The 23,163-nt window shown below is 64.9% G+C and carries 22 protein-coding genes; 8 read left to right on the forward strand and 14 right to left on the reverse strand.

Annotated elements, in window-relative coordinates; genetic code table 11:
• Positions 1 to 14: 14 nt before the first annotated feature.
• The 6 genes from BJA_RS23535 to coaD all read right to left on the reverse strand — a co-directional run bounded on the left by BJA_RS23535 (position 15) and on the right by coaD (position 4,593).
• Positions 15 to 1,145: an acyltransferase family protein gene (locus tag BJA_RS23535; RefSeq protein WP_063921468.1), complete on the reverse strand. Its 1,131-nt coding sequence runs from the start codon at positions 1,143 to 1,145 to the stop codon at positions 15 to 17.
• Between the two features lie 239 nt (positions 1,146 to 1,384).
• Positions 1,385 to 2,485 (reverse strand): tRNA preQ1(34) S-adenosylmethionine ribosyltransferase-isomerase QueA, encoded by a 1,101-nt coding sequence (queA, locus tag BJA_RS23540; RefSeq protein ID WP_011087458.1) that lies wholly within the window; start codon positions 2,483 to 2,485, stop codon positions 1,385 to 1,387.
• A gap of 113 nt (positions 2,486 to 2,598) precedes the next feature.
• On the reverse strand, positions 2,599 to 3,063 hold the full coding sequence (locus BJA_RS23545) for a peptidylprolyl isomerase (protein ID WP_011087459.1): 465 nt from the start codon (positions 3,061 to 3,063) through the stop codon (positions 2,599 to 2,601).
• Entirely contained in the window at positions 3,060 to 3,470 is a 411-nt protein-coding gene (locus BJA_RS23550) for a hypothetical protein (RefSeq protein WP_011087460.1), read from the reverse strand. Before BJA_RS23550 ends, BJA_RS23545 begins: the two co-directional genes overlap by 4 nt.
• Before the next feature lie 12 nt (positions 3,471 to 3,482).
• Positions 3,483 to 4,058: a peptidylprolyl isomerase gene (locus BJA_RS23555; RefSeq protein ID WP_011087461.1), complete on the reverse strand. Its 576-nt coding sequence runs from the start codon at positions 4,056 to 4,058 to the stop codon at positions 3,483 to 3,485.
• A gap of 37 nt (positions 4,059 to 4,095) precedes the next feature.
• Positions 4,096 to 4,593, reverse strand: coding sequence for a pantetheine-phosphate adenylyltransferase (coaD, locus tag BJA_RS23560; protein WP_011087462.1), 498 nt, complete (start codon positions 4,591 to 4,593; stop codon positions 4,096 to 4,098).
• Positions 4,594 to 4,850: 257 nt separating this feature from the next.
• Here coaD and BJA_RS23565 point away from each other — a divergent pair, with 257 nt between their 5' ends.
• Both BJA_RS23565 and BJA_RS23570 read left to right on the forward strand, forming a co-directional pair.
• The gene (locus BJA_RS23565; RefSeq protein ID WP_008131028.1) at positions 4,851 to 5,108 is read left to right on the forward strand and encodes a hypothetical protein; all 258 of its coding nucleotides are present in this window, start codon (positions 4,851 to 4,853) and stop codon (positions 5,106 to 5,108) included.
• A 218-nt stretch (positions 5,109 to 5,326) separates the two neighbouring features.
• On the forward strand, positions 5,327 to 7,180 hold the full coding sequence (locus BJA_RS23570) for a potassium transporter Kup (RefSeq protein WP_011087463.1): 1,854 nt from the start codon (positions 5,327 to 5,329) through the stop codon (positions 7,178 to 7,180).
• A gap of 123 nt (positions 7,181 to 7,303) precedes the next feature.
• Here the strand turns inward: BJA_RS23570 and gyrA are convergent, their stop codons facing one another.
• From gyrA to BJA_RS23585, 3 genes are all read right to left on the reverse strand, one after another.
• On the reverse strand, positions 7,304 to 10,033 hold the full coding sequence (gene gyrA / locus BJA_RS23575) for a DNA gyrase subunit A (protein ID WP_011087464.1): 2,730 nt from the start codon (positions 10,031 to 10,033) through the stop codon (positions 7,304 to 7,306).
• A gap of 167 nt (positions 10,034 to 10,200) precedes the next feature.
• Positions 10,201 to 10,599, reverse strand: a complete 399-nt coding sequence (locus tag BJA_RS23580; RefSeq protein ID WP_011087465.1) for a DUF2306 domain-containing protein — start codon at positions 10,597 to 10,599, stop codon at positions 10,201 to 10,203.
• Between the two features lie 200 nt (positions 10,600 to 10,799).
• Positions 10,800 to 11,294, reverse strand: coding sequence for a single-stranded DNA-binding protein (locus BJA_RS23585; protein WP_011087466.1), 495 nt, complete (start codon positions 11,292 to 11,294; stop codon positions 10,800 to 10,802).
• Positions 11,295 to 11,742: 448 nt separating this feature from the next.
• Between BJA_RS23585 and BJA_RS23590 the strand changes: the two genes are divergently transcribed.
• The 4 genes from BJA_RS23590 to uvrA all read left to right on the forward strand — a co-directional run bounded on the left by BJA_RS23590 (position 11,743) and on the right by uvrA (position 17,698).
• Positions 11,743 to 12,522 carry an outer membrane protein gene (locus BJA_RS23590; protein WP_011087467.1) on the forward strand — a complete coding sequence of 260 codons (780 nt, stop codon included), beginning with the start codon at positions 11,743 to 11,745 and terminating at the stop codon, positions 12,520 to 12,522.
• Between the two features lie 235 nt (positions 12,523 to 12,757).
• The gene (locus tag BJA_RS23595) at positions 12,758 to 13,447 is read left to right on the forward strand and encodes an outer membrane protein (protein WP_011087468.1); all 690 of its coding nucleotides are present in this window, start codon (positions 12,758 to 12,760) and stop codon (positions 13,445 to 13,447) included.
• Between the two features lie 223 nt (positions 13,448 to 13,670).
• Positions 13,671 to 14,423, forward strand: a complete 753-nt coding sequence (locus BJA_RS23600; protein WP_011087469.1) for an outer membrane protein — start codon at positions 13,671 to 13,673, stop codon at positions 14,421 to 14,423.
• A gap of 299 nt (positions 14,424 to 14,722) precedes the next feature.
• A complete protein-coding gene (uvrA, locus tag BJA_RS23605) occupies positions 14,723 to 17,698 on the forward strand; it encodes an excinuclease ABC subunit UvrA (protein WP_011087470.1) in 2,976 nt (991 codons plus the stop codon).
• A gap of 110 nt (positions 17,699 to 17,808) precedes the next feature.
• On the opposite strand, the gene BJA_RS44040 is transcribed toward uvrA, so the two are convergent.
• A complete protein-coding gene (locus tag BJA_RS44040) occupies positions 17,809 to 17,946 on the reverse strand; it encodes a DUF5615 family PIN-like protein (protein ID WP_157839442.1) in 138 nt (45 codons plus the stop codon).
• Between the two features lies 1 nt (position 17,947).
• Entirely contained in the window at positions 17,948 to 18,133 is a 186-nt protein-coding gene (locus tag BJA_RS23615; protein ID WP_011087471.1) for a DUF433 domain-containing protein, read from the reverse strand.
• 141 nt (positions 18,134 to 18,274) lie between these two features.
• Between BJA_RS23615 and BJA_RS23620 the strand changes: the two genes are divergently transcribed.
• Both BJA_RS23620 and BJA_RS23625 read left to right on the forward strand, forming a co-directional pair.
• Positions 18,275 to 18,916, forward strand: a complete 642-nt coding sequence (locus BJA_RS23620) for an HAD-IA family hydrolase (RefSeq protein ID WP_038967457.1) — start codon at positions 18,275 to 18,277, stop codon at positions 18,914 to 18,916.
• Between the two features lie 35 nt (positions 18,917 to 18,951).
• Positions 18,952 to 19,878, forward strand: a complete 927-nt coding sequence (locus tag BJA_RS23625; RefSeq protein WP_011087473.1) for a nucleoside hydrolase — start codon at positions 18,952 to 18,954, stop codon at positions 19,876 to 19,878.
• A gap of 126 nt (positions 19,879 to 20,004) precedes the next feature.
• On the opposite strand, the gene BJA_RS23630 is transcribed toward BJA_RS23625, so the two are convergent.
• The 3 genes from BJA_RS23630 to BJA_RS23640 all read right to left on the reverse strand — a co-directional run bounded on the left by BJA_RS23630 (position 20,005) and on the right by BJA_RS23640 (position 23,080).
• The gene (locus tag BJA_RS23630; RefSeq protein ID WP_011087474.1) at positions 20,005 to 20,952 is read right to left on the reverse strand and encodes a cytochrome D1 domain-containing protein; all 948 of its coding nucleotides are present in this window, start codon (positions 20,950 to 20,952) and stop codon (positions 20,005 to 20,007) included.
• Positions 20,953 to 20,954: 2 nt separating this feature from the next.
• A complete protein-coding gene (locus BJA_RS23635) occupies positions 20,955 to 21,521 on the reverse strand; it encodes an SRPBCC family protein (RefSeq protein WP_011087475.1) in 567 nt (188 codons plus the stop codon).
• Between the two features lie 791 nt (positions 21,522 to 22,312).
• Positions 22,313 to 23,080: an AAA family ATPase gene (locus tag BJA_RS23640; RefSeq protein ID WP_011087476.1), complete on the reverse strand. Its 768-nt coding sequence runs from the start codon at positions 23,078 to 23,080 to the stop codon at positions 22,313 to 22,315.
• Between the last annotated feature and the right edge of the window lie 83 nt (positions 23,081 to 23,163).

Here is a 23,163-nt window from a genome sequence, read left to right on the forward strand (position 1 = left end):
CTGTCTCGCGTCTCCTACGCCAGCCCCTTCAACGCCTGTTTCATCGTAAGCCTGACAGGAACATCGACGAAGACGGTGGCCGCGTACGCCACCGCTGCAACAACCGGTATCGCGACGAGCCCGACAAGGGCGGATTGAACCTCAATATGTCGCGCGCAGGCCTCCACGGCGTGGAACGTCACGACCTGGAGAACATAGATCCCGTAGGAAAGCAGTCCGAGGGTCTGCATCGTGTTTGCCAATGCGCCCCGCGGCGGATCGAAACGCGCGCAGATCGTGATGGCCAGCGGAAATACGACGATGACGGAGAACAGGCTCAGCGCGAGATCGAGACCGCTCGGAAAATCCAGCGCAAGGATGGCGGTGACGAGAGCAAACGCGCTGATCGCGAATCCGGGGCGTGCCGCCGGCAATCGGGCCGTTTCGTAGAAGCGGTAGACCAGGACGCCCGCAAAGAACGAAAACCCGACCCGGATCACGCCGGCGCCGAAAGTTTCCCAGGTCGGTCCGCCCCCCAGGACACCTCGCTTATCGGCTTCGATGCCGAACCCAAGCCACCCCATCGTGGCGCAGACCACTAGCGCGAGGGCGAAGCCGCCGACGAGCCAGGTCACGGATTTCGTATCGAGCCGCTTTCCGAGAGCCGCAAATAGCAGATTGGCCGCAACTTCAAAGAACAGCGACCAGGCGGCGAAGTTGAACGGGTACAGATCGGCATCGAGATGGGCGGGATCGGGGGTCGGCAGCATCAGCGCGCTGCAAAGGAGGCCGAGGATCGTTTGCGCCCGGTCCGGCGCTCCAGCTGCAAGCTGCCCGAGGAGAAACGGCAATGAGAGGATGAATGCCAGGGCGTACAACGGGTATAGCCGCTGGAGTCTCGCGAGCATGAAGGAGCGAACCGACAATCCCTGGCGGAAGCGTCTTCGATAGGCGTGCTCCAGCACGAAGCCCGACAGAACGAAGAACAGGTCAACAGCCAGGTAGCTATTCCCCATCCACCCGGTCGACGCAGCCGGGCCTTCCCAGAGGAAAGGAGCATGTCGCAGCGCAACCATGATCGCCCCGACACCGCGCAGTCCGTCAAGCGCAACGAACGTTCGTTCCGTGAGCAGGGCCGTTTCGGTGCGCGCTGCCGGAGCCAGCAAGTTTACGGTTCCTCAACTGATCGACGCCGTCGATTGGCGGGCCCTCCCGCGCACCAAAACGCCCGCATCAGCCGGGCAGGCGTCTCCGCCGCTCATCAAACGGCATGACGGTAGGCTCAATTGCTTGCGAAACAGCAAAGATGGATCCGGAATCCCAGGGGAAACGGTGCGCAAACGCCGTGCCGGCCAATCTTCGGAAATCATTGCAGAAGCGGTGGGCGCGCTCCGCTTTGCCCACGCTACGGCGGCGACGGGTCGTGGACTTCGGTCCCCCCTGCGCGAAACAGCAGGCAGGCGTCGCCGTATGAATAGAACCGATAGCCCTGCGCAATCGCGTGCGCATAGGCCCGCCGCATCGTCTCCAGCCCCGAGAATGCCGACACCAGCATGAACAGCGTCGACTTCGGCAAGTGGAAATTGGTCAGCAGGATATCGACGGCGCGGAAGCGATAGCCGGGCGTGATGAAGATCGACGTCTCGGCCGCAAACGGCTGGATGGTGCCGTCCTCGCTCGCGGCGCTTTCAAGCAGCCGCAGCGACGTGGTGCCGACCGCGATGATGCGCCCGCCGTTGTGCCGCGCAATGTTCAGTCGCTCCGCCGTCTCGGCCGAGATCGTGCCCCACTCGGCATGCATCTTGTGGCCTGCGGTGTCCTCCACCTTCACCGGCAGGAACGTCCCTGCCCCGACGTGCAGCGTGACGCGGTTGAGGCCGACGCCGCGCTCGCGCAGCGCCTGCTCCAGCGCGGGCGTGAAATGCAGCCCTGCGGTGGGCGCTGCGACCGCGCCCTCGTTGGCCGCGAACATCGTCTGGTAGTCGGCGAAGTCCTGATCGTCAGGCGTGCGCTTGGAAGCGATGTAGGGCGGCAGCGGCGGGCTGCCGAGATCGGCGATCGCCTGGTCCAGCGCCGGGCCGTGGAACGAGAACGACAGCGTCACCTCGCCTTCGCTGCCCTTGGCCTCGACCTCGGCGTCGAGATGGCCGAGCAGGCAGACCTTGCCCTCGTTGCCGAAACGGATGCGATCGCCGGCAATGAGCTTCTTGGCGGGCTTCACCAGCGCCTGCCAGCGCGAGCCGTCGAGCCGCTTGATCAGCGTCGCCTCGATCTTCGGTTCGGTCTCGCGGCCGATGCGGCGGCCCTTGAGCTGCGCCGCGATCACCTTGGTGTCGTTGACGACGAGCTGGTCGCCGCGCTTCAGCCATTGCGGCAGCTCGGAGATGGTGCGGTCGCGCAGCGCGCCGCCCTCCACGACCAGCATCTTCGCGGAGTCGCGCGGGCTCGCCGGGCGCAACGCGATGCGCTCGGCGGGCAGGTCGAAATCGAAGAGGTCGGTGCGCATGAGCGCCGTTGCGCCTTAGTTCGTGTCATTCCGGGGCGATGCGCAGCATCGAACCCGGAATCTCGAGATTCCGGGTTCGCGCTAACGCGCGCCCCGGAATGACCGCTACGCGGTCATTCCGCGTCCGCCGCCATCCGCGCCTTGACGATCTTGTCCGGGTTCTGCACCGGCTCGCCGCGCTTGATCTTGTCGACGTTCTCCATGCCCTCGGTGACCTTGCCCCACACCGTGTACTGGTTGTCGAGGAAGCGGGCGTCGTCGAAGCAGATGAAGAACTGGCTGTCGCCGGAATCGGGGCTTGCTGCGCGCGCCATCGAGGTGGTGCCGCGCACATGCGGCTCCTTGTTGAACTCGGCCTTCAGCTTCTTGCCGGAGCCGCCGGTGCCGGTGCCCTGCGGGCAGCCGGTCTGGGCCATGAAGCCCTCGATCACGCGGTGGAACACGATGCCGTCGTAAAAGCCTTCGCGGACCAGCTCCTTGATGCGCGCGACATGGCCGGGTGCGAGGTCGGGCCGCATCTCGATGGTGACGGGGCCCTGTGTGGTCTCGAGGATCAATGTGTTTTCGGTGACGCTCATGCTCGTCTCTCTTGCGTTGGAGGTGAAGTCTTACGGCTGCGGAACTGGATCGCGAATGGACGCCCCGCGGCGGCGCCGGCCATTGCATCGGTAAATGGCATCGGCGTGCAGCGTTGCAACGCCTCCATCACCGCGATCCGGTATTGCAGCCGGTCATCGTCGGAGGCATCCGCGGATTCATAGGTAATCCTCGGATGGCCCAGAATGTTTCCGGACCGGTTAAAGCTCACGACGACGGTGATGTCGAGTGGGCGAGCCTTGGCGGCCGGAGGTGGTTTCCAGCAGGTGCGCAGATGCCGGAAGACGTCCTGGATGGTGTTGACCTGCGCGTCCTCGGCGGCCGCGCCGCAGATGCCGGCAAGCAGCACCGCGGCAGCCAGCAGAAGCTTGTCGCCGCAGCGCGCCATCGCCTTCTCCCATTATTTGATGTCGGAGGCGACCTGCACCTTCACCATCTTGTCGGGATCGGTAACGGTGCCGCTCGGCGAACCGGCCGGTGCCTTCTTCAGCTTGTCGACGACGTCCATGCCCTGCACGACCTCGCCGATCACGGTGTAATTGTTGTCGAGGCTGCCGCCGTCCGCGAACATGATGAAGAACTGCGAGTTGGCGGTATCGACGCTGTCGCCGCGCCGGGCCATGCCGACGATGCCGCGCGCGAAGTGCACCTTGGAGAATTCCTGCTTCAGGTTCGGATATTTCGAGCCGCCCGTGCCGTTGAAATTCTGGCCGTCGCCGGTCTGCGCCATGAAGCCGTCCATGACGCGGTGGAACGGCACATTGTTGTAGAAGCCCTCGCGCGCGAGCTGCTTGATGCGCTCGGCGTGCTGGGGCGCAAGATCGGTCCGCAGCTTGATGACGATGCGGCCCTTGGTGGTGTCGATGACGATCGCGTTGGCCTTGTCGAGGCCGGCCGACAGGGTCTGTGCGCCCGCCGGGACCGCGCCAACGAGCGCGGCAAAGATCGTGGCAAGAATTGCGAGACGACGGATCATGAAAACTCCGGATCAGGTGAGATGAAGAAGCGCGCCGTTATCCGGCGAATTTGGCCTTGAGCAGACTGGCTACGAGCGGCGGCACGAAGGTCGAAACATCTCCGCCCATGCCCGCGATCTGGCGCACCAAAGTGGCGGTGATCGGGCGGACCATGGGAGAGGCCGGCAGAAACACCGTATGGACCTCCGGCGCCATGGCCTCGTTCATCCCGGCAAGCTGCATTTCGTAGTCGAGGTCGGTGCCGTCGCGCAGACCGCGAATCATGATGGTCGCGCCGTGCTTGCGCGCGGCGGTCACCGACAGATCGTCAAACGTCACGGCTTCGAGCACACAGCCGGCCTGGGTTGCCACCGGCCCGCAGACGTCCTCGAGCATCCTCAGACGCTCCTCGGTGGAGAACAGCGGCTTCTTGCCGGGATGGACGCCGATCGCCACCACCAGCCGGTCGCACAGCGGAACGGCATGCCGGACCACGTCCAGATGGCCGTTGGTGATGGGGTCGAAGGAACCTGGGTAGAAGGCAATGCGCGGCATGGCCCCGTCCTACCGCGCCCGGCCCGGCCCGGCAAGCCGGGCTGGTTCCCCGCCGTTTCCCGGAAAATGTCTCCCTTTCGTGTCGGCGACGGCCGCTTTGTTTCGTCCTCGGGACGGCCACGAAACAAAACGGAGCGCGAACGAAACCATTTCCCGCGTCCGCGAAGACGTCCGGAAACTGGCCATGGTTACTAATCCAGCCAACGAATGACGGGCCGCACACTGGGCGTAGGCGGCCGCATCACAGGGGACAGTCAATGATCAAGGCTCTTTCAGCGATCGCTATCTCTGCGTGTGTTGCCGCGGCCCTCACCCTCCTGCCCGGCTTTGCCCCGACCGTCGAAGCCAGCGTGCCGCAGCCGCTGGCCAAGAGCGACCGGCTCGATATCCGCAGCATCGGCCGCGACTGCTCGCAGCAAGCCTGGCCGAACTTTGAGGCGTCGTGCCTGCGCCGTGCCGGCACCAAGGCCGACGTCCGCGTCGCTCGCCTCGTGACGGCCGACCGCACCCCGTAGCCCGGTCTGTCAGCTTCGCGTCAGGTAAGCCTTCGAGATCGACGACAAGATAAACCCCAAAGATAAACCCCATGGATATTTGCGACGTCTCGTCGCAGACTGCGTGATGCTCGCGCCCGTCGGAATGCCCCGCCGGGCGCGAACCCATCGAGGGGTCGCCATTGTCCAGTACGCCCGCAGTCGCTTCCGGCCATCATCCTGATCCACTGCCGCTTGCAATGACCATGGGCGCCCTCGGGGTGGTCTATGGCGATATCGGCACCAGCCCGCTCTACGCCCTGAAGGAAGCCGCCAAGGCGGCCGCCCACGGCGCGACAGTGACCCCCGACGCTGTCCTGGGGGTTGCCTCGCTGATCCTCTGGGCGCTGCTGCTGATCATCTCGCTGAAATATGCGCTCTTGATCCTGCGCGCGGACAACCGCGGCGAAGGCGGCATCGTCGCCCTGTTGGCCCTGCTCCACGCCCGCAACGCCCAGCCCGGCACCTGGCGCTCGCATCTGCTGGTGGTCGGCCTCGTCGGCGCCGCCCTGCTCTACGGTGACGGCGCGATCACGCCGGCGATCTCCGTGCTGAGCGCCATCGAAGGCCTCAAGGTGGACGCGCCCTCGCTCGCGCCAGCCGTCGTGCCCGTCACCGTCGTCATCCTGGTCGGCCTGTTCATGATGCAGAAACAGGGCACCGGCTTCATCGGCCGCATCTTCGGACCGGTGATGCTGGCCTGGTTCGCCGTGCTCGCCGCGCTCGGCATCCACGGCATCGTCAAGGCGCCGGCCGTGCTGGCGGCGCTCAGCCCGCTCTACGCCGTCGAATTCCTGATCCACCAGGATTTTCACGTCTCCTTCGCGATCCTCGGCGCAGCCTTCCTCGCGGTCACCGGGGGCGAAGCCATGTATGCCGACATGGGCCATTTCGGCCGCCTGCCGATCCGGCTCGCCTGGTTCGCGATCTGCCTGCCCGCGCTGGTGCTGAACTATTTCGGCCAGGCCGCACTGCTGATCACCGATCCCGCGATGATCGAGAACCCGTTCTTCCAGCTCTGCCCCGACGCCCTGCACTATCCGCTGGTCGCCTTCTCGGCGGTCGCGACCGTGATCGCCTCGCAGGCGATCATCTCCGGCGTGTTCTCGCTGACCCAGCAGTCGATCCAGCTCGGCTTTTTGCCGCGCATGCAGATCCGCCACACCACCAGCGACGCGATCGGCCAGATCTATGTGCCGCTGGTGAACTGGCTGCTCGCCGCCGCAACGCTCGGGGCGGTCCTGAGCTTCGGCAGCTCGGACGCGCTCGCAGGCGCCTATGGCATCGCAGTGTCGCTGCTGATGGCGATCACGACGCTGCTGGCTGCGCTGGTTGCGATCCAGTGGGGTTATTCGCCCTGGCTCGTGGTCGCCGTGAACGGCGCCTTCTTCGTCATCGACGTGATCTTCTTCTCGGCCAATTCGATCAAGCTGTTCGAGGGCGGCTGGTTTCCGCTGCTGCTTGCAGCCCTCGTCGCCTTCATGATGCTGACGTGGCGCAGCGGCGTGAAGCTGGTCGAGGCGGCGCGCGCGAAGCTGCGCCAGCCCGAGGAGGACCTGATCGAGACCGCCGTCAACAAGTGCAGCGCCAGACTGCCCGGGACCGCTGTGTTCCTGGCGTCCGCTCCGCGCGGCGTGCCGCTCGCGCTGACCCAGTTCGTCAAGCACAACCGCGTGCTGCACGAACGCGTGCTGCTGGTCACCGTGCTGATCGAGGAATCCCCGCACATTCCCGACGAGGAACGCGCGGAGGTGATCGAGATCATTCCCGGCATCACCCGCGTGATCCTGCATTACGGCTTCATGCAGAACCCGACGATCTTTGACGGGCTGACGCTGACCTGCCGGCAGGGCAAGCTGCCCGGCATCGACCTCTCCGACATCACCTATTACGTCGGCCGCGAGACCATCATCCCGCGCGAGGACGTCCCGGGCATGTGGGTCTGGCGCGAAGGCCTGTTCGCCTTCCTCCAGCGCAACGCCGAACGCTCCGCCGCGTTCTTCGGCGTGCCGACCAAGCAGGTGGTGGAGTTCGGGACGGAGCTGGAGATCTAGGGAAGTTCGTAGCCCGGATGGAGCGCAAGCGTAATCCGGGATTCTTGCCAGGCGCACAGAGGTCCCGGATTGCGCCGTCGGTCGGCGCTTCGCACCGACCTCCTGCGCCATCCGGACTACGCGTCACTCCCCGTTCGCGCCATTCCCGCTCTCGGCCTCTTCCGTGATGTGCTCGACCGAGACGACGTGCTCGTCCTCGGCGGTGTCGAACACGATCACGCCCTGGGTCGAGCGGCCGGCGATGCGGATGCCTTCGACCGGACAGCGGATCAGCTGGCCCTTGTCGGTGACCAGCATGATTTGATCCGCGTCTTCCACCGGGAAGGACGCAACCAGATTGCCGTTGCGGTTGTTGACGCTCATGGCGACGATGCCTTTGCCGCCGCGCCCCGTGGTGCGGTACTCGTAGGACGAGGTCCGCTTGCCATAGCCGTTGACGGAGACGGTGAGCACGACCTGCTCGGCCGCCGACATCTCGACATAGCGTTCCTGGGCGAGCTGGAAGCTGCCGGAAGTCTCCTCGGCTTCGGCGTCCGCTGCCGGCTCCTCGGCCGTGGCTTCGCCGGCCACCGCGCGGCGCATCTTCAAATAGGCCGAGCGTTCGTCGGACGTGGTCTCGACGTGGCGCAGGATCGCGAGCGAAATCACCTTGTCGCCCTCGCCAAGCGCAATGCCGCGCACGCCCATCGAGGTACGCCCGGTGAACACGCGCACATCGGTGACGGGGAAGCGGATGCACTGGCCGCCGGCGCCGGTGAGCAGCACGTCGTCGCGCTCGGTGCAGATCTGCACGTCGACGATCGCTTCATTCTCGTCGAGCTTCATCGCGATGATGCCGGAGCGGCGGACATCGACGAAGTCGGACAGCTTGTTGCGCCGGACGTTGCCGCCTGTGGTCGCGAACATCACGTCGAGGTTGCCCCAGGTCGATTCATCCTCGGGCAGCGGCATGATGGTGGTGATGCGCTCGCCCTGCTCCAGCGGCAGGATGTTGATCAGCGCCTTGCCGCGCGCGTTCGGCGCGGCCATGGGCAGGCGCCAGACCTTCTCCTTGTAGACCTGGCCGCGTGACGAGAAGAACAGCACCGGCGTGTGCGTGGAGGCGACGAACAGGCGCGAGACAAAATCCTCGTCGCGGGTCTGCATGCCGGCGCGGCCCTTGCCGCCGCGGCGCTGCGCCCGGTAGGCCGACAGCGGCACCCGCTTGACATAGCCGGCGTGCGAGACGGTGACGACCATGTCCTCGCGCTGAATCAGGTCCTCGTCCTCGACCTCGCCCTCCTGCTCCATGATCACGGTGCGGCGCGGGGTGGCGAACTCGGCCTTCACCTCGGCGAGCTCGGTCTTGATGATGCCCAGCACGCGCTCGCGCGAGCGCAGGATGTCGAGATAATCGGCAATCTCGCCGGCGAGCTTGTCGAGCTCGTCGCGGATTTCGTCGCGGCCGAGCGCGGTGAGGCGTTGCAGGCGCAGGTCGAGAATCGCCCTCGCCTGTTCCATCGACAGCCGGATCGTGCCGTCCGGGCTGATGCGGTGACGCGGATCGTCGATCAGCGTCAGCATGTCCTCGACGTCCCGGGCCGGCCAGTCGCGCGACATCAGGGTGTCGCGGGCGGTGGTCGGGTCGGGCGAGGTCCGGATGACGCGGATCATCTCGTCGATATTGGCGACCGCGATCGCGAGACCAACCAGGATATGCGCGCGATCACGCGCCTTGGCGAGCAGGAACTTGGTGCGCCGCGTGACGACCCGCTCACGGAAGTCGACGAAGATGGCCAGCAGGTCCTTCAGATGCATGATCCGCGGACGGCCGCTGTCGAGCGCCACCATGTTGACGCCGAAGCTCGTCTGCAGCGGCGTGAATCTGTAAAGCTGATTCAGCACCACGTCCGCCACGGCGTCGCGCTTCAATTCGATGACGACGCGGTAGCCGTCGCGGTCGGATTCATCGCGCAGGTCGCCGATGCCCTCGATCTTCTTTTCCTTGACCAGCTCGGCGATGCGCTCGACCATCGTCGCCTTGTTCACCTGGTAGGGGATCTCGGTGATGATGAGCGCCTCGCGCTCCTTGCGGATGGTCTCGATCGCGACCTTGCCGCGCATGACGATCGAGCCGCGGCCGAGATGATAGGCGGCGCGGATGCCCGCGCGTCCGAGAATGACGCCGCCGGTCGGGAAATCAGGTCCCGGCACGATGTTGATGAGCTCGTCGATGGTGAGCGCTGGGTTGTCGATCAGCGCGACGCAGGCGTCGATGACCTCGCCGAGATTGTGCGGCGGGATGTTGGTCGCCATGCCGACCGCGATGCCGCCGGCGCCGTTGACGAGAAGGTTCGGGAACTTGGCCGGCAGGACCGACGGCTCGGTCTCGTTGTTGTCGTAGTTCGGCTGGAAGTCGACGGTATCCTTGTCGATGTCGGCCAGCAGAGCCAGCGCCGCCTTCGTCAGGCGCGCCTCGGTGTAACGATAGGCGGCCGGGGGATCGCCGTCGACCGAGCCGAAATTGCCCTGGCCGTCGATCAGCGGCACGCGCATCGAGAAGTCCTGCGCCATGCGGACCATGGCGTCGTAGATCGACTGGTCGCCGTGCGGATGATACTTACCGATGACGTCACCGACCACGCGGGCGGACTTGACGTATTTCTTGTCGGGTGTGTGCCCCTGCTCGTTCATCGAGTACAGGATGCGGCGATGCACCGGCTTCAGACCGTCGCGCGCATCGGGCAACGCACGCGCCACGATCACGCTCATGGCGTAGTCGAGATAGGACTTCTTCATCTCCTCGAAGATGGAGACGGGGCGAATATCCGAGGGTTGCGCCGGCTGGTCGCCGGGCTTGTCGTCGTCAGCCAAGGGGAAATCCGGTGAGGTTTATCTGGGAATCATATAGCGCATCGAGCCCCTGATAACCACCCTTGCCGGGGTAAAGGAAGCGCTTTTTCCGACTGTTTTTCCAGAGACTTACGCCCTCCCCGGCACCGCCCTGGGCTGGGCCCGGACGAGCCGCCCGAAACCGCCCCTTAGGCCCCGAAAACCACGCGGTGCATGATGCGCCCGGGCAGCAGCGTGAACAGGCCCGCCACCACCAGCGCGCCGGCGAAGATGAAGATCATCATCAGCCGGTGATCGGCGACGCGATGGGCGTGCGCCCGCCATACCGCGAGCGGCAGCACCACCAGCGTGAAGATCGACAGGACATGGATCGGGCTGAACGGCCCGATCAGGCGGCTCTGGTGGATCCAGAACGAGGAGGCGGCCACGACCACCATCAGCACCACCCAGATCCAGCCGATCGTCCGGTGTGGCAGCGTGCCTTTGGGAGCGGCAAACTGGACCAGGCCGAGCACGAAGGCGGCCACGGCGGCAAAGGCATGCAGCGGGATCGCCGGAGCAGCCGTAAGCAGCGGCGCGAGGCTCATGCGGGGCTTCCTCCGATCGGCGGATGATCCATGTGAATAGGATTAACATCAAGTTAATACCATTCACATGATGCCCCGTCAAAGGCTTGAAGCAGCACATGAGGCAAGCTCGGAAAAACCGAGCCCTGCCCGCCAATTGGTAAGAATTCCTGCGGCTCTACGCGAGCACGACAACATTCGGGGCGAAGCGCCCGCCCGCCTCAGAACGGGATGTCGTCGTCCATGTCGCTGTTGCGGCCACCGCCACCGGCGGCGACGGCGCGGCGCGGCGCGCTGCTGACGGGACCGGAGGAGCCGAAATCGCCGCCCGGCTCCTCGCCGAAGCTGCCGCCTCCCCCGCCGCCGCGGCCGTCGAGCATCGTCAGCGTCGAGTTGAACCCCTGGAGCACGACTTCGGTGGAGTACTTCTCAACGCCGCTCTGGTCGGTCCATTTGCGGGTCTGGAGCGCGCCCTCGATATAAACCTTGGCGCCCTTCTTCAGGTACTGCTCGGCGACCTTGCAGAGGCCTTCATTGAAGATCACGACGCGATGCCACTCGGTCTTTTCCTTGCGCTCGCCGCTGTTCTTGTCGCGCCAGGTCTCCGAGGTCGCGATGCTCAAATTCGCGATCGGCCGCCCGTCCTGGGTACGGCGGATTTCAGGATCCTTGCCGAGATTTCCAACCAGAATGACCTTGTTGACGCTTCCCGCCATCGCCGCTCTCCACTCCGAATGCCACTGAATTGATAAGGCCCGACCGCGCCCCGCGGTCCTCTGCAACCTATTGAGGCGACCCTATACGCTTGCGCGGACCGATCAGCCCACCAGCCCTCAGGTTATCCCCATATATAGCATCGGCCGTCGGCTCGTTCCAGATTTGTTCCTGTTCGAGCAAGCGCGAAATGTATGGCCCGAGCGGTGCCCGCGTACTGCTCAAATGGCTGGCGCCGGATGGAACCTTTTCAGGTTCCCGTGAACGACAAAAAGCACTTAACATTCATTAAGTTACATACGCCGCACTTATCGCGCGACTGTTGTATTTCGGCGACGGACTCTGCTCACCCGTTAGGCTACGTTTGCCTCGGAATTGATTTCATATGGGCGTCGCGCCTGCTTGGCCGCTTCTGGGATTTCAAGAAGCGGCGGAATTGGGGAGACTGCAATGAATAAGATTTTGATTGGTGCAATCGGTGCAGTGGCGTTGAGCCTGTCGGCTCCTGCAAGCGCGGCGGATCTGGCGGCGCGTCCCTACACGAAGGCTCCGCCGCCAATGGTCGCGGCCATCTACGACTGGAGCGGCTTCTACATCGGCATCAACGGCGGCGGCGGCTCGGCCCACAAATGCTGGGATTTTGTAACTCCCGTCACCGGCGTTCTGATTGGCGAAGGTTGTCACAACGCGACCGGCGGCACGGTCGGCGGCCAGGTCGGCTATCGCTGGCAGTCGGCCAATTGGGTGTTCGGGCTCGAAGGCCAGGGCAACTGGGCCGACTTCTCCGGAGACAACGTCAGCACGACGTTCATCGGCACGGGTCTTCGCGACCGCTCCAAGATCAACGCGTTCGGTTTGTTCACAGGCCAAGTCGGCTATGCCTGGAATAACGTGCTGTTCTACGTGAAGGGCGGCGGCGCCGTCGTCAGCGATCGCTACCGCGGCTACGATGTCATCACCGGCCTCGAATTCGATCGGGCCAACGAGACCCGCTGGGGCGGCACCGTGGGTGCCGGCCTCGAGTTCGGATTCGCGCCAAACTGGACGGTCGGCGTCGAGTACGATCACATCTTCATGGGCAATCGCACCATCGGCTTCGCCGGCTCCGGCAACTTCGTTGTGGCTCCGGCCGGCGCTTTCACACGCTCGGAACGCATCGGTCAGGACGTCGATATCGGCCTGGTCCGCGTGAACTATCGCTGGGGTGGCCCGGTCATCGCGAAGTACTGATATCTCTTTGATATCACTTGAAGATTGAAGGCCGGCCCCGTGCCGGCCTTTTTTTGTGCGACATGCCGGCGGCTATAAGTCAGCAACCATTACGTTTTGTGACTGTTGTGGCTTTTGAGAGACACAACTTGCGGCTTTGCTGGTGTAAGCACGACGTCAGTTGGACCACAGCGTCCGATGCCCTTCCCGATCGTGGAAGGCACAACAGAAACTGGGACTGGGATTTAGGTTGAAAATGAAGAAGGTTTTGTTGGCTTCGGCCTGTTTGTTCGCTTTTGCGGCCCCCGCGTCGGCTGCTGATCTCGCGGCTCGCCCGTACACGAAGGCTCCGGTGGCCGTGGCCTCGGTCTACAACTGGACCGGCTTCTACCTCGGTATCGTCGGTGGCGGCGCCTGGGAAAACGGCTCGGGCGACCCGAAGATGAAGGGTGGCTTCGTCGGCGGCACCGCCGGCTACAACTGGCAGACCGGCAACGTCGTGTTCGGTGTCGAAGCCGATGGCACCTGGGCTGACGTCAGCGCCTCGGCGACCGGCGCGACCGTTGTCCCCGGCTTCGGCGTTGCGACCGCGACCGTGAGCTCGAAGACCGACGCGATGGGCACCGTGCGCGGCCGCATCGGCTACGCCGTCAACAACGTCCTGTTCTACGGCACGGGCGGCTACGCCTGGATCGACAACAAGATCACCCTCTCCGCACTCGGCGTGTCCGTCTCGGACAGCAAGTTCCACTCCGGCTGGACCGTCGGCGCGGGCGTCGAAGCGTTCTTCGCGCCGCAGTGGTCGGTCAAGGGCGAGTACCTCTATCGCAGCCTCGGCGGCGAGACCTACTTCTCGGGCGCCCTGCCCACCGGCACGCTCAACTTCCACACCGTGCAGGTCGGCGTGAACTATCACTTTGGCGGCCCGATCGTCGCGAAGTACTGATCTTCGCCACCGACGCACATCGTCACGAAAGGCCGGCCTCGCGCCGGCCTTTTTGTTTTTCGCGCCCAAGTATCCAATTCAGCCGCTCGCTAGCGTTTTCGGAGAGGTGTGGCACCTCGGTGACACAACCTTTGGCTTTAATAATGTATAGCAATGACATCAGTCGGGTCGTTGGGTCCGCTGCTTTTCGCCGACGAAGAGAAACGAAACTGGGGAATTTGAAATGAAGAGAATTGTGCTGGCTTCGGCCAGTCTGCTCGTGCTCAGCGCGTTGGCTCCTGCCTCGGCGGCTGACCTGGCGGCTCGCCCTTACACCAAGGCGCCCGTGGCCGTGGCCTCGATCTACAACTGGAGCGGGTTCTACATCGGCGGCAACGCGGGTGGCGGCTCGAGCCATAATTGCTGGGATCTCACCGCCGTCGGAGTCGCCGCAATTCCGGTCACGGCTGAAGGCTGTCACAATGCGACCGGCGCTCTCGTCGGCGGCCAGATCGGCTATCGCTGGCAGTCCAGCAGCTGGGTGTTCGGCCTTGAAGCCCAGGGCGATTGGGCTGACCTGAAGGGCTCGAACGTCAGCGCTCCCGCCGCTCTCTTCCCGCTGGTGAACAATACCAAGATCGACGCCATCGGCCTCTTCACCGGCCAAGTCGGCTATGCCTGGAACAACGTGCTCTGGTACGTGAAGGGCGGCGCGGCCGTCACCCACAACAAGTTCAGCGGCACTCTGGCTGGCATTACGCTCGACACCGCGAACGAAACGCGCTGGGGCGGGACCGTCGGCACCGGCATCGAATTCGGCTTCGCTCCGAACTGGTCGGTCGCGGTCGAATACAACCACTTGTTCATGGGCAAGCACACCGACACTTTCACCTTCCTCGGCGTGGCCACCCGCAGCGACAGCATCAAGCAGGACGTCGACATGGGCACCGTCCGCCTCAACTACACCTTCGGCGGCCCCGTCGTCGCGAAGTACTGAGCTTCGCCTCCATCGCGATCGCGTTACGAAAGGCCGGCCTTGTGCCGGCCTTTTTGTTTTCGCGGACAGCCGAGCCGTCAGGGAATCGTGGGGCGAGAGGCCGTTCCGGTGCTCCGCTGCTGCCAGATGCCGCCAGCACGCCAACAATCCGTTGACGATTCGCAAGTCCCACTGGAAATCCGCCGCTGTTCTTCCTACGTTCGCTGACAACCCCATCGGCGCCGATCCCGGTTCCGGGCAAAGCGCGCCTTCACCATTGGCGCGGCCGCGCGTCTTTGGGATTCCCTGAGGACACCGGGATGGATGAAGTGATCAAGGCGAAGCGCCAACAACAGAACGCGGGCTCGAGCCTGCGCGCAATTACGATCCGTGGCGCGCGCGAGCATAACCTCAAGAACATCGACGTCGAGATTCCCCGCGACAAGCTCGTGGTGTTCACCGGCCTCTCCGGCTCCGGCAAATCCTCGCTCGCCTTCGACACCATCTATGCCGAGGGCCAGCGCCGCTACGTCGAATCGCTGTCGGCCTATGCGCGCCAGTTCCTGGAGATGATGCAGAAGCCTGACGTGGACCAGATCGACGGCCTGTCGCCGGCGATCTCGATCGAGCAGAAGACGACCTCGAAGAACCCGCGCTCCACCGTCGGCACCGTCACCGAAATCTACGACTATATGCGCCTGTTGTGGGCGCGCGTCGGCGTGCCCTATTCGCCGGCCACCGGCCTGCCGATCGAGAGCCAGACCGTCTCGCAGATGGTGGACCGCGTGCTGGCGCTGCCCGAGGGCACCCGCCTCTATCTGCTCGCGCCGGTCGTGCGCGGCCGCAAGGGCGAGTACCGCAAGGAGCTCGCCGAATGGCTCAAGAAGGGCTTTCAGCGCGTCAAGATCGACGGCACCTTCCATGAGCTCGCGGAAGCGCCGACGCTCGACAAGAAGTTTCCGCACGACATCGACGTCGTCGTCGACCGCATCGTGGTGCGCGCCGACATCGGCCAGCGTCTCGCCGAAAGCTTCGAGACCGCGCTGAAGCTCGCCGAGGGCCTTGCCGTCGTCGAGTTCGCCGATGCGCCCGCGGCCGCGCCGGCCGAGGAGAAGAAGAAGACCGCGAAGATCCACGACAAGAGCGGACCCGAGCGCATCCTGTTCTCGGAAAAGTTCGCCTGCCCCGTCTCCGGCTTCACGATTCCCGAGATCGAGCCGCGCCTGTTCTCGTTCAACAACCCCTACGGCGCCTGCCCCGCTTGCGGCGGCCTCGGCGTCGAGCAGCATGTCGACGAGGACCTCGTCATCCCCGACAAGGAGCTCGCCATCGGCAAGGGCGCGATCGCGCCCTGGGCGAAATCGTCATCACCCTATTACGTGCAGACGCTGACGGCGCTCGGCAAGCACTACAAGTTCACGCTGACCACCAAGTGGAAGGATCTGCCCAAGAAGACGAGAGACGCGATCCTACATGGCTCCGGCGAGGACGAGATCAAGTTCTCCTACGAGGACGGGGTGCGCTCCTACGACACCAAGAAGCCGTTCGAGGGCGTCATCACCAACATCAACCGCCGCTACCGCGAGACCGAGAGCGAGTGGGCGCGCGAGGAGCTGGCGAAGTATTTCCACGACGTGCCCTGCGGCGCCTGCAACGGTTTTCGGCTCAAGCCCGAGGCGCTCTGCGTCAAGGTCGGCACCAAGCACATCGGCGAGATCTCCGAACTGTCGGTCAAGAAGGCCGGCGAGTGGTTCGAGACCGTGCCGGAGGCGCTGAACAAGCAGCAGAACGAGATCGCCGGCCGCATCCTCAAGGAGATCCGCGAACGCCTCACCTTTCTGCTCGACGTCGGCCTCAACTATCTCACCCTCTCCCGCTCCTCCGGCACGCTGTCCGGCGGCGAGAGCCAGCGCATCCGCCTGGCCTCGCAGATCGGCTCGGGGCTGACCGGCGTGCTCTACGTGCTGGACGAGCCCTCGATCGGCCTGCACCAGCGCGACAACGCGCGCCTGCTCGACACGCTCAAGCGCCTGCGCGACCTCGGCAACACCGTGGTCGTGGTCGAGCATGATGAGGACGCCATTCGTCTCGCCGACTACGTGCTCGACATCGGCCCCGGCGCCGGCATGCATGGCGGCCACATCGTCGCCGAAGGCACGCCCGCCGAGATCATGCGCAACCCGAAATCGCTCACCGGAAAATACCTGACCGGCGAGCTCGAGGTCGAGGTGCCGGAGCGGCGCCCGCCGAACCATCGCCGCACCATCAAGGTGGTCAACGCGCGCGGCAATAACCTCAAGAACGTCACCGCCGAGATTCCGCTCGGCCTGTTCACCTGCGTCACCGGTGTTTCCGGCGGCGGCAAGTCGACGCTGCTGATCGACACGCTCTACCGCGCGATCGCCCGCAAGCTGAACAATGCCAGCGAAGGCGCCGCCCCGCACGACCGCATCGAGGGCCTGGAGCATATCGACAAGATCATCGACATCGACCAGTCGCCGATCGGCCGTACCCCGCGCTCGAATCCCGCGACCTATACCGGCGCCTTCACGCCGATCCGCGAATGGTTCGCCGGCCTGCCCGAAGCGAAGGCGCGCGGCTACGAGCCCGGCCGCTTCTCCTTCAACGTCAAGGGCGGCCGCTGCGAGGCCTGCCAGGGCGATGGCGTCATCAAGATCGAGATGCACTTCCTGCCCGATGTCTACGTCACCTGCGACGTCTGCAAGGGCAAGCGCTACAACCGCGAGACGCTGGAGGTCCTGTTCAAGGGCAAGAGCATCGCCGATGTGCTCGACATGACCGTCGAGGAAGCCGCCGACTTCTTCAAGGCGGTCCCGCGCGTGCGCGAGACCTTCCAGACCCTGCACCGCGTCGGCCTCGACTACATCCACGTGGGTCAGCAGGCCACCACGCTGTCAGGCGGCGAAGCCCAGCGCGTCAAGCTCGCCAAGGAGCTGTCCAAGCGCGCCACCGGCCGCACGCTCTACATCCTGGACGAGCCCACCACCGGCCTGCACTTCCACGACGTCAAGAAGCTCCTGGAGGTGCTGCACGAGCTGGTCGCGCAGGGCAACACGGTCGTCGTCATCGAGCACAATCTCGAAGTCATCAAGACCGCCGACTGGGTCATCGACCTCGGCCCCGAAGGCGGCGACGGCGGCGGCGAGATCGTCGCCTGGGGCCCGCCGGAAGACATCGCGAAGGCGCCAAGGAGCTATACCGGCAAGTTTCTGGAGCCGGTGCTGAAGAAGGCAAGGAAGCCGAAGCGGCGGAGCACGAGCGAGGCGGCGGAGTAGCGCAGCCTCGCCGCTACTGTGGTTCGGTCCCGCTTGCCATGACTAACCACCGACGAACTCGATGACGGCCTCGCCCCGCGCGACGGCTTCGACAATTTGCGGCATGGCGCTCAGAAACTGTCGCACCAGCGCGCGATTGTCGATGTTGCCGCCATTCCGAACTCGACCACATGAGCCGCATCGTATCCAGCACGACGTAAGGCTTCCGCGAGTGCAGGGGGAAGCTGAGCGTCGATTAGGTAAAGCAAGCTATTTGGCCGCTATGATCGGGTGGTCAACCTGACGCGCGGCATAGGCGAGCACTGCGTCGATATCCGCCTCTTCCAGATACGGATAGTCCCCGAGAATGCTGTCGCGCGACTGTCCGGCGGATAGCAGTCCCAAGACGTCTGCGACCGTGATGCGCAGATCGCGAATACATGGGCGTCCATGCATACGCTACGGATCGACCGTAATCCTTGCCAGTAGGTCCGACATCTGTCACCTCTGGGCCCTAATATAGCATCTCCGATGGCATCTGTCAGCGCGTCGCCAGCGGACCGGATGCGCAGGTCCGCCCGACACTTCCACTCCCCCATGCCCTACGCCCTCGCCATCTTCGACCTCGACGGCACCCTGGCCGACAGCTTCCCCTGGTTCCTGCGCACCATCAACGACGTCGCCGACCGCTTCGGCTTTCGGCGTGTCGCCGATGAGGACATCGAAGGGCTGCGGCATGCCTCGAGCCGTGAGATCCTCAGCCGGCTCGAGGTGCCGCTGTGGAAGCTGCCGGCGATCGCGCGGCATGCGCGGCGGCTGAAGGCGGAGGCGGCTAGCGAGATTTCACTGTTTGCCGGCGTCGAGGCGATGCTGCGGACGCTGGCCGGGAACGGCGTGCAGCTCGCGCTGGTGACTTCCGACAGCGAAGCCAATGCCCGCGAGAAGCTCGGCGAGGCCGCGGCGCTGTTTGCGCATTTCGATTGCTCTGCGTCGATATTCGGCAAGCCCGCGAAATTCCGCCGCGTCATCCGGCGCGCCAGCGTGGAGCTCGACCGTGTCATCGCGATCGGCGACGAGGTGCGCGACATCGAGGCGGCGCGCGCGGTCGGCATCGCCTGCGGCGCGGTCAGCTGGGGCTATGCGGCCCCAGCGGCGTTGCGGGCGCTTGCGCCGGATCACATGTTCGCGCAGATGGAGGACATTGCCGAAGTGGTCTGCCGGATTCCGCAGAGAGCCTGATCCGCAATCGCCACGCACGGCCCAGGGAGACGGCAATGACACTCACGGACGCAGTGCGCCTCAAGCTCCTGGAACCGCCGGTCGGCCGGTTGCGTGTCGTGCTCGACACCGACACCTATAACGAGATCGATGACCAGTTCGCGCTCGTGCAGATGCTGCTGTCACCGGAGCGCTTCGAGGTCGAGGCGATCTACGCCGCACCGTTCTTCAATGCGCGCGCGGACAGTCCCGGCCACGGCATGGAGCTGAGCTACCAGGAAATCCTCCGCCTGCTGGAGCGTCTGAGCGTCGCGTCGGAAGGCCTGGTTCATCGCGGCGTCACCGACTATGTCGGCCCAGGCAAGACGGCGCGGACGGCACCCGCCGTGGACGACCTCATCGCCCGGGCACGCGCGGGCACGCAGGACAATCCGCTCTACGTCATCGCCATCGGCGCTATCAGCAACGTCGCCTCCGCCCTTCTGAAGGCACCCGATATCATCGACCGTATCGTCGTGGTCTGGCTCGGCGGCCATGCGCTGGAATGGCCCGACACCATCGAATTCAACCTCAAGCAGGATGTCGGCGGTGCGCAGGTGCTGCTCGACAGCGGCGTGCCGCTCGTGCTGGTGCCGTGCAGGGGCGTCACCTCGCGCCTCCACAGCACCGTGCCGGAGATCGAGCGCTACGTCGAACCGCATGGCAGCATCGGCGCATTCCTCGCGATGCGGTTCAAGGAGTATTCGTCCGACCACATGGGCTGGGCCAAGGAGATCTGGGACATGGCGCCGGTCGGCTGGCTGCTGAACCCCATGTGGGCGCCGAGCGTGATCATCCCCGCTCCGGTCCTCACGGACCAGATGACGTGGAGCATCGACCGCAGGCGGCATCCGATCCGCTACGTGACCTACGTGGATCGCAACCCGATCCTGAAGGACTTCTTCCTGAAGCTGCGGGATTTCACCGCGTCGAAAGTGCCGTAGGGTGGGCAAAGCGACTTGTCCGCCGTAGCTCGAAGAGCGAAGGCGGAAGCGCGCCCACCATAGCGTGCCGAGACGGCGGAGAGATGGTGGGCACGGCGCGCTGCGCCTTTGCCCACCCTACCCGCCCTACTCCGTCCTCCGCAGGAACGCCCCGAACGCGCGCGGGCCGTCGCCGGTCTTGACCTCGCCGATCACCTTCCCTTCGGTGGTGTCGATGATATCGAGCGTGTTGCTCTCCCAGCAGGCCACGATGATGCGCTTGCCGTCGGCCGTTGCATTGATGCCTTCGGGGTAGTCGCCGACATTGATGCGCTTCACCGGCTTCAGCGTCGCCAGATCGAACACACTGACGGTGCCGCCATACTGGTCCGTGACGAAGCCGCGCCCCTGCGCCAGCGCCACCGCATAGGGCCGCATCCCGACCGGCACGCGGCCGATCTCGGACCCAGTGGCGATGTCGATCACGGAGATGTTGTTGGAGCCGACATTGGCGGTGTAGGCGCGTTTTCCATCGGTATCGATGGTGACGCCGAACGGGCGCGTGCCGACCTTGATGACCGCCTTCCGCGCGCGCGTCGCCGTGTCCACCACCGAGACGCTGTCGTCGTCGCGGTCCGCCGAGAGCAGCAGCTTGCCGTCAGGCGTTACCGCAAGGCCCGACGGCGAGGCGCCGACCGCGATGCTGGCCCTGACGCTGCGGCTCGCCGCGTCGATCACCCGCACCGCCGCGGCGTACCAGTCGGCGACATAGACGGTGCGGCCGTCGGGCGCCACGGCAATGCCGAGCGGGCCGCCGCCCACCTCGATCCGCCCCGCAACCTGCCGCGTTGCCGCGTCCACCACCGTCACCGCCTTGGCATCCGGGCTGGTGACATAGGCAAAGCGGCCGTCGGCGCTGACGGCGATACCCGCCGGCTTGCCGCCGATCGGGATGGTTGCCACCGCACGTGCGGTGGCAAGGTCCACGACCATCAGATCGTCGCTGAGCTGGTTGGTGACGAAGGCCTCCTCGGCGGACGCGCTGCCGAGGCAGGTAAGGCTGGCGGCGAGCGCCGCCAGGACCAGCACGCGCACGGTCAGCTTCCGCTCTCGATCTTCTTCTTCAGTGCCTCGAGGCCGGCCTTGTAGAGCCCGCTCACCGCAGTCTTGGCGGCCTCGTCGCTCAGCTCCGGCGGCGGATCGTTGTTGGGAAAGCCGCGGTAGAACGCGCCGGCCCATTCCAGCGTCGCGCCCTTGCCGTCGGCGCTCGGCGTCACCGTCAGCGTCGAGGAATAGTTGGTAACCGGCAGCACCTTCACGTCCACGGCGGTGATCCGGTAGGAATAGGTCATGGCGGCCGCGTCGAACTTGTAGAGCTCCTCGTCCACGGTCGCCCCGCCGGTCAGGGTCAGCCGCCGCGTCGCGCCGATCTCGTTGCCCTTCTCGCCCTCGGTCTTGGTGACGGGCGGGAGCCAGCTCATGTCCTGGAAATTGCCGATCACCGCCCACACCTTGGCCGGGGCTGCGTTGATCTCGATGGATTCGCGCACCTTCTGCCGGGTCGGCCCGTGTGCCCAAACCGGCTCAAACGCGGCCGTCAGAGCCATCCCCGCCACCGCCAGCGCCGCCACCCCGGCGACCGCCGTTCCGCTTCTCATCCTCATACCGTTTCCTCACTCCTGGAGCTGCGCGACTTGAGGCGCGCTGCGATCATCGTAGCGCATTTTCGGGCCGTGGGGAGACCGGTTCGTGGCACGGCTGTGGCGGGGATCGCTCCCGCATCCACGCCATCCCTTGCGTTGCCCGACGGGCAAAACACACAAGGCCGGGGTCAATCCGTTCCGATCAAAACAATTCGCTTTACGCGAATTCGGAAATGTCGCATGTTTCGGCCATCCCAGCCCGGTCCGAGGGGCGTATCGCGATCGTCACGACACGCGGGAGGGGACGTGGTGGACGCAGGCGGCGTCGGCGCGAAGCTGGTTTGCAGGGCGGCTCGCGCCGTGAGCAACGACCCGCGCGCACACGACCGGTGCAGCCTGCGTACGGCAAAATCGTGTGGTCCTGGCATCCGGGGTCTGTGTGCCAAGTCTTGCGGTGACACGTGCTGCCCGACCGGGCGGGCGCGTCAGCCATCCGCAAGGCGACGGGGGCAATAGTGCATCGCTCCCTGGGGAGATCACGACATAAGCCGTAAAACCACTGCGCAGGGAAGGCCGGATGTTCGGCTTCACCTGTATGCCGCTGTGCATCTGCTTCCAGCGCATTTCGCGCACAGCGGACCGCGGGTGCCAGCCGGCACCCGGCCTTCCCTGCGCCCTCGGCACTTTCGAGGGCGGTGACGACAGCAAGGCTCGGGCAGTTCATGCCGCGGGGCCGCGAAGGTGTGTTCGCGATTCAGATGCGAGTGGAAAAACAATGCGCGTGCCTCATTGAAGCGGCAGACGTCCCCCAATCATTCCGCCAGCGTCGCCTCCACGAAGCCCCGCGGGTCGTCACAAAACTCCCGCATCAGCCGGTAATGGTCGGTCTCCTCCACCGTCACCGGCTCCAGCCCGTATTTCCCGAGCCGCAGCAGCTTCGCATTGGGATAGGCCATCAGCATCGGCGAATGGGTCGCCATGATGACCTGGCAGATGCGGGAGTCGTCCATGCGTCGCAAGAGCTTCAGGAATTCGATCTGACGCGCCGGCGACAGCGCCGATTCCGGCTCGTCGAAGATGAAGATGCCCTGGCGCTGGCAGCGCTCTTCGAAGAAGCGCAGAAAACCTTCGCCATGGGAATGCGACAGAAAATCGGGTCCGACCTGGCCGGCATCACGTGCGGCCTTGTCGAGATATCGCGCCACCGAGAAAAAACTCTCGGCGCGGAAAAACCAGCCGTTGGTGATCTTCGGCAGCCAGCTTGCGCGCAACGCCTTGGAAAGCTGGCCACCCATCTTCTCCCGCGCGTCGGAATGATCGACCGGCATGTAGCCCTTGCCGCCACCGGCATCGTCGTAGCCGGCAAGCGCCGCGATACCCTCGAGGATCGTCGACTTCCCGGTGCCATTCTCTCCGACGATGATCGTGATGGCGGCGTCGAAGCTGAGCTCGAAATCATCCGGGAAGATGGGCAGGCAAAACGGATAAGCCTCGCGATCGTGAACCTGCGACGGATCGAGCCAGATCCGCTTCAGATACGGCGCCGGCAGGTTGATCGTGCGATTGCTTCTTCGGCTCATGCCCGGCTTCCAACCCGCTCCGGTCGATATTTCGGCCGGAACATATCAGGAACACAATCTTCGCGAAAGCTGCATCTGAGAAA

Source organism: Bradyrhizobium diazoefficiens USDA 110 (genome assembly GCF_000011365.1).
GTDB classification, from domain to species: domain Bacteria; phylum Pseudomonadota; class Alphaproteobacteria; order Rhizobiales; family Xanthobacteraceae; genus Bradyrhizobium; species Bradyrhizobium diazoefficiens.